Below are 5,341 nucleotides of genomic sequence, written 5' to 3'. Positions count from 1 at the left end.
GGTTTTGGATTAAATTTTGCTTTCCCTTGGGCGTATATAGCAGTTAGTAACGCTATGAGTTTTAATGACTATAAAAAAGAGGATACTTCAGTTAATTCAAATAAATTAAGATCAGATTACACAAATACTTTTGACATAATGTTAACAAAGGCTATAGGAGATATTTTTCCAGCAATTGATCCAAATAGAAGTTTATTTATAAACTTATCTTATGAAAAAGTTATTTCTGAAGCTAATATTATAAACTACGATTACATATCCGATTCCTTTTCATTGAGTTTTTCGAGATCATTCAGGCTAAATTAATAAAATTTTCAATTTATTGTTGAAATTTAGTGCTTTTTCTAGCGCTCAATATGAGTTTTTTTTCATTTAATTTTTCGAGAATTTTGCTAGTTTCAAGGAAATGAAAAAACTAATATCGTCAATTATAGCGATTGTATTTGCACTAAACATAAGCGCTTACGCTGAGGAAAAATTAACTATTGAAAAACAATTAGTTGGAATTGTTGGAGCTATCTCAGGAACAGTTAAAACCGAAACAAGAGAATTAAAAGCAGGCGATAAAATTTATTTAAATGAAACAATATATGCGGGAGTTGGCGCTGGTACTCAAATATTACTTTTAGATCAATCCACTTTTACGATTGGTGAAGATTCAGAAGTAGTAATGGATACGTTTGTGTTTGATCCAGAGACAAATGATGGAAAAATAGTAGCAAGCGTTAAACAAGGAAGTTTAAAAGTTATTTCTGGACTAATAAGTAAAAAAAATCCTGACAGTTTAACCGTTGAAGTTCCAGAGGGAACATTAGGCTCGAGAGGAACTGAGTTCCAAACAATAGTTTCAAAAGGAAAGACAGATACTCTATTAATAGGTCCAGGAAAAAATAACACTTTAGGAATGAGACCTGGAGCAGTTCTGGTTGGTAATAAGTTTGGTCAAACTTTATTGAATAATCCATATAGCATTACTTCAATGACAAAAAATAAAGCACCAGGACAAGCTAAAAAAATTACAAAAAATCAATTAAAGAAATTTAATAAAAAAATGAAAGCTTTGAGAGTTGCGAAGCTTTCTAAAGATGACAAGAAAGTTCAAAGAAAAGCCATTAAAAAAGAATTAAGAAAAGAGCTTAAGTCATTAGGTTTTGAGAAAGAAGAAATCAAAACTATCATTAAGCAAAATATTCAAAAAGATAAAGAGAAGAAAGTAAAAATTAAAGCTGAAAGAGCAGAGAAGAAAAAAGCTAAGAAAAAAGCTAAAGCAGAAAATAAAAAAGGTAAAAAGAAAAAGGCTAAAAAAGGAGATAAGAAAAAAGGTAAAAAGAAAAAAGCTAAAAAAGGAGATAAGAAAAAAGCGAAACCTAAAGCTAAGAAAAAAGAAAAAGCTAAAGCAAAACCTAAGAAAAAAGCAAAAGCAAAATCTAAACCAAAAGCTAAGAAAAAAGCGAAACCTAAAGCTAAGAAAAAAGCAAAACCAAAAGCTAAGAAAAAAGCAAAAGCAAAACCAAAGAAAAAGAAAAAAGCTAAGCCGAAGCCTAAAAAGAAAAAGAAAATAGCTAAAAAGAAAAGAGTAGTTAAGAAGAAAAAAGCAGCTAAGAAGAAAAAAGCTAAGAAGAAAAGAAGAAAAAAGAAGTAATTAGATCACTTCTTAACTAAGTTTTATTTACTTTATATAAATTCAATATAAGCTCAAGTTGTGAAAGCGTTTCTTCAAAAAAACACAAATTATTTTATTTTTTTTGCAATACTATTACTACTAATTTCACTAAAGATTATTAACCCACCATTTATAAAATCGGTTTCATACTTAAGTTTTGATTTGTATCAGAAAGTATTTGCAAAAAAAAAAGATAGCGATGTAGTAATAATTGATATTGACGAAAAAAGTCTTGGAAAATTTGGACAGTTTCCTTGGAACAGGACAGTTTTTGCAAAAATACTAGATCAATTAAATACATCAGATCCAAAGGCAATTGGTTTCGATATATTTTTTACAGAGAAAGATAAACAATCACCTGAAGAAATAATAAAATCTTATGGTCTAATACCATCGGATGTTGCTGAACTTCAAAATTTGAAAAGTCCGGATGATCTTTTTGCTGAAAAATTAAAAGAATCAAAATCTATTATTGCAGTGTTAGGAAGCAATGTACCATCACATACAAATTATGATAGAAAAGCTAAAGCTAGATTTTTATCAAAAGGCGGAGATCCATTTGAATTCACATACTCCTATCCTTTTTCTATTGGATCATTAGAAGTATTAGAAAATAATGTAAAAGGTTTAGGCTCGATATCTTTTTTAGATCAATTAGATGGCATCATTAGATCCTTGCCACTTATTGTTCAATTGAATAAAAAATTATACCCAACAATTGGACTAGAAATGGTTCGGGTAGGCGAAAAACAAAAAAATATTTATGTTGAATTAAATGAGGTTGGAATAAATAGAATTAGTGCGAGACCTCACAAAATTGACTCTGATCCAAATGGAATAATTTGGATCAAATATAAAAAATCTCAAAAGAAGCAATATATTTCTGCGAGTGATGTCTATGAGGGAAACTTTGATAAATCATTTTTTCAGAATAAATATGTGCTGATAGGTGCATCTGCACAAGGGCTTTTTGATTTAGTAAAAACACCTTTAGGGATAACTATTCCAGGAGTAGAAGTTCACGCTAATGTTATTGAAAATATTCTAGATAAATCTTATTTAGTTAGAAATCCAAATACCTATATTTTTGAATTACTATTTTCTATAATTGTTGCTCTCATTACTTTTATATTATCTCAAAAAATAAAACCAAGATACAGTTTATCAATTTTTTTTGGAAATATTTTAGCCATTATAATTATTGGTTTTTCAGTTTATAAATTCAAATCCCAACTAGTTGACATAAGTTATCCACTTTTCATAGTCACTGTAACATTTTTAACTGGATTATATTTTAGATTTATTGAAGAAAATAAACTTGCTTTAGAAAACCTACAGAAGGAAGCTAAGCTTTTAAAAGAAAGAGAACTAGCTGCAGGTGTTCAAAAAAGTTTATTTCCAGATATATCTAAATTTGAAAATTTTATTTTTGCAAGAAATGTACCTGCAAGAGATGTTTCAGGAGATTATTTCGATGTTGTAAGATCTACACCTGAAGAATATTTTTTTACATTAGCGGATGTGTCTGGAAAAGGAATTAAAGCTGGAATGTATATGGCAAAAGCCTCATCAATCTTTAGAACCCTTACCAATCTCAAATATCCAATTGAAAAAGTTGTTTTTGGAGTAAACAATGAATTAGTTGAAGCTAAATTCAAAGGAATGTTTGTTACTGCAGTTTTTGGAAAATTAAATATTAAAACTGGTGAAATGGTTTTTATTAACGCTGGTCATGAAAGTATTTTAACTTTTGATCAAAATAAAAATTATGAGTATATAAAATCTGAAATGCCACCAATCGGAATTGTAAAATATTTTTCAGAGTCTATGGTTAAATCAAACACTATAAATATGAAAGATAAGACTTTTGTAGTTTACACTGATGGAGTTACAGAAGGATATCTTCAGAATGGAGAGGAATTAGGAAGTGAGGGAGTACAGAATATTATAAATAATATTTCAGATGTAACTCCAAAAGCTATAGTTGAATCTATTGAAAAGAAATTAAATTGGGGTGCAGAAAAATTAAGAGACGATATTACATGTATGGCAATAAATATTAAAAACACTGAATTGATTAAAAAAAAACCTGTTGAAAAGCCAAAAAAAGTTGAAAGTAAATAAAATTTTAATTTATTAATTCTTTTAATTTATTTTGTTTTTCAAGCTCTCTAAGCTCTTGATATCCTCCCACATGATATTCATCTACAAATATTTGCGGTACCGTTCTTTTGCCGTTGGCTTTTTTAATCATTTCCTCCATTAAACCTTCTTTTGATGCAATATCAATTTCAGTAAAAGTGGCATTGTTTCTTGCAAGTAATCTTTTTGCTGCATCACAAAAATTACACATAGGACCTGTATACATTATTATTTTTTTCATCAATTATATATAATCACTTTTTTTTATTTTTCTTCTTATTTCTTTTCTCGAAATTTCAAATTTTTTTCTATGTTTAATACTTTGATTTTTTGCTCTTTTTCTCCAAAGGCGAAATGAGGACGGCTTTAAAGTTTTCCTCATTATCTTTATAACTTCATTTTCTGTTTTCCCTGTTTTTTTTTTGATATCTTCAAAAGTTATCCGGTCCGCCCAAGCTGCCCAGACAACCCAATCTGGACTCATAGGATTTGGCTCAGGATTCTTCACTCTAGTTTGGGGCCTGTGACTTTTTTTCATAAATTTTTTTGAGAATTTAAATAAATCATTAATGAAATTTTTATAACATATGTTATATTCTATAAAGATAGTCCTATCTAGCCATCTTTAGCTCCCGGTTTTATAGGGCTATCCTCGTGAATGCTTCCTTTAGATTACATACTTTTTTTACAGATAATATTTTTTTTATTTATCTCTCCAGGCACACCAAGGATTGTAATTATTTCATATTCAATGAATTATGGAGTTAAAAAATGTATTTGGACAGCTTTAGGGGATGTCTCAGCAAATATAATACAGGCGACACTAGTAATATTTGTAATAGGTTCTTTTTTTTCAGATAACCCTATCTTTTTGAGCACTTTTAAATGGATTGGAGTAATTTATTTATGTTATCTGGCCTATGACATCTATAATACAAATCCTAACAATATTAATACAAAAGAAATTAAACAAAAAAGTTTTTTTTCTTTTTTTAAAGATGGCTTTATAGTTGCTGGTACAAGCCCAAAAGCATGGATGTTTTTTCCTTTTATCTTTCCACAGTTTATTGATTTTTCAAGCAACTATATTATTCAATTTTTTATTTTAATAATCACTTATGTCGTTTTAGATTTTTTATCATTAGTGGGGTACGCAGTACTTGCAAATAGATTAATAGTGTGGATAAAAGCAAATCCAAAGATAATAAACACAATTTCAGCGTGCGTTCTTTTATTTATTGCTGTAGTAATTGTATTGATTGAAAAATATTAATTAAAATTATTATAAGAATAGTAAAATGAAATTAGGATTTATAGGGACTGGACAGATAACTAAAGCTGTAATTTACGGTATTTTAAATTCGAAAATAAAATATTCTAAAATTTATATATCTAGCAGAAATAAGAAAATTTCATCACATTTAAGTAAAATTAGCAAAAAAATCATTGTTATCAAAGATAATCAAAAAATTTTAAATCTTTCCCAATGGGTTTTTTTGTCAATAACACCAACTGTTGGAAATAAAATAATCAAAA

Annotated in this window: 7 protein-coding genes; 5 read left to right on the top strand and 2 right to left on the bottom strand. The window is 28.2% G+C overall.

What is annotated here, in order from left to right:
• The 3 genes from AMN73_RS00575 to AMN73_RS00560 all read left to right on the top strand — a co-directional run.
• Nucleotides 1–306: hypothetical protein (locus tag AMN73_RS00575; RefSeq protein WP_218836279.1), on the top strand; the 306-nt coding region annotated here is incomplete at its 5' end.
• A gap of 100 nt (nt 307–406) precedes the next feature.
• Nucleotides 407–1,642: a FecR family protein gene (locus AMN73_RS04380; protein ID WP_082254559.1), complete on the top strand. Its 1,236-nt coding sequence runs from the start codon at nt 407–409 to the stop codon at nt 1,640–1,642.
• A 60-nt stretch (nt 1,643–1,702) separates the two neighbouring features.
• Complete coding sequence (locus AMN73_RS00560; protein WP_082254558.1) at nt 1,703–3,787, top strand: CHASE2 domain-containing protein; 2,085 nt, start codon at nt 1,703–1,705, stop codon at nt 3,785–3,787.
• A gap of 4 nt (nt 3,788–3,791) precedes the next feature.
• Here the strand turns inward: AMN73_RS00560 and grxC are convergent, their stop codons facing one another.
• Nucleotides 3,792–4,046, bottom strand: a complete 255-nt coding sequence (grxC, locus tag AMN73_RS00555) for a glutaredoxin 3 (RefSeq protein ID WP_075534374.1) — start codon at nt 4,044–4,046, stop codon at nt 3,792–3,794.
• Nucleotides 4,047–4,049: 3 nt separating this feature from the next.
• Nucleotides 4,050–4,343, bottom strand: coding sequence for a TIGR03643 family protein (locus tag AMN73_RS00550; RefSeq protein ID WP_075534373.1), 294 nt, complete (start codon nt 4,341–4,343; stop codon nt 4,050–4,052).
• A gap of 120 nt (nt 4,344–4,463) precedes the next feature.
• On the opposite strand from AMN73_RS00550, the gene AMN73_RS00545 reads away from it, so the two are divergent.
• Together AMN73_RS00545 and AMN73_RS00540 are read left to right on the top strand one after the other, a co-directional pair.
• A complete protein-coding gene (locus tag AMN73_RS00545) occupies nt 4,464–5,078 on the top strand; it encodes a LysE family translocator (RefSeq protein WP_075534372.1) in 615 nt (204 codons plus the stop codon).
• A 25-nt stretch (nt 5,079–5,103) separates the two neighbouring features.
• A partial coding sequence (locus AMN73_RS00540; RefSeq protein ID WP_179850062.1) for an NAD(P)-binding domain-containing protein occupies nt 5,104–5,341 on the top strand: 238 nt, incomplete at its 3' end.

Source organism: Candidatus Pelagibacter communis (assembly GCF_001179965.1).
Taxonomy (GTDB): Bacteria; Pseudomonadota; Alphaproteobacteria; order Pelagibacterales; family Pelagibacteraceae; genus Pelagibacter.
This window is presented reverse-complemented; position numbering and strand designations above follow the sequence as displayed.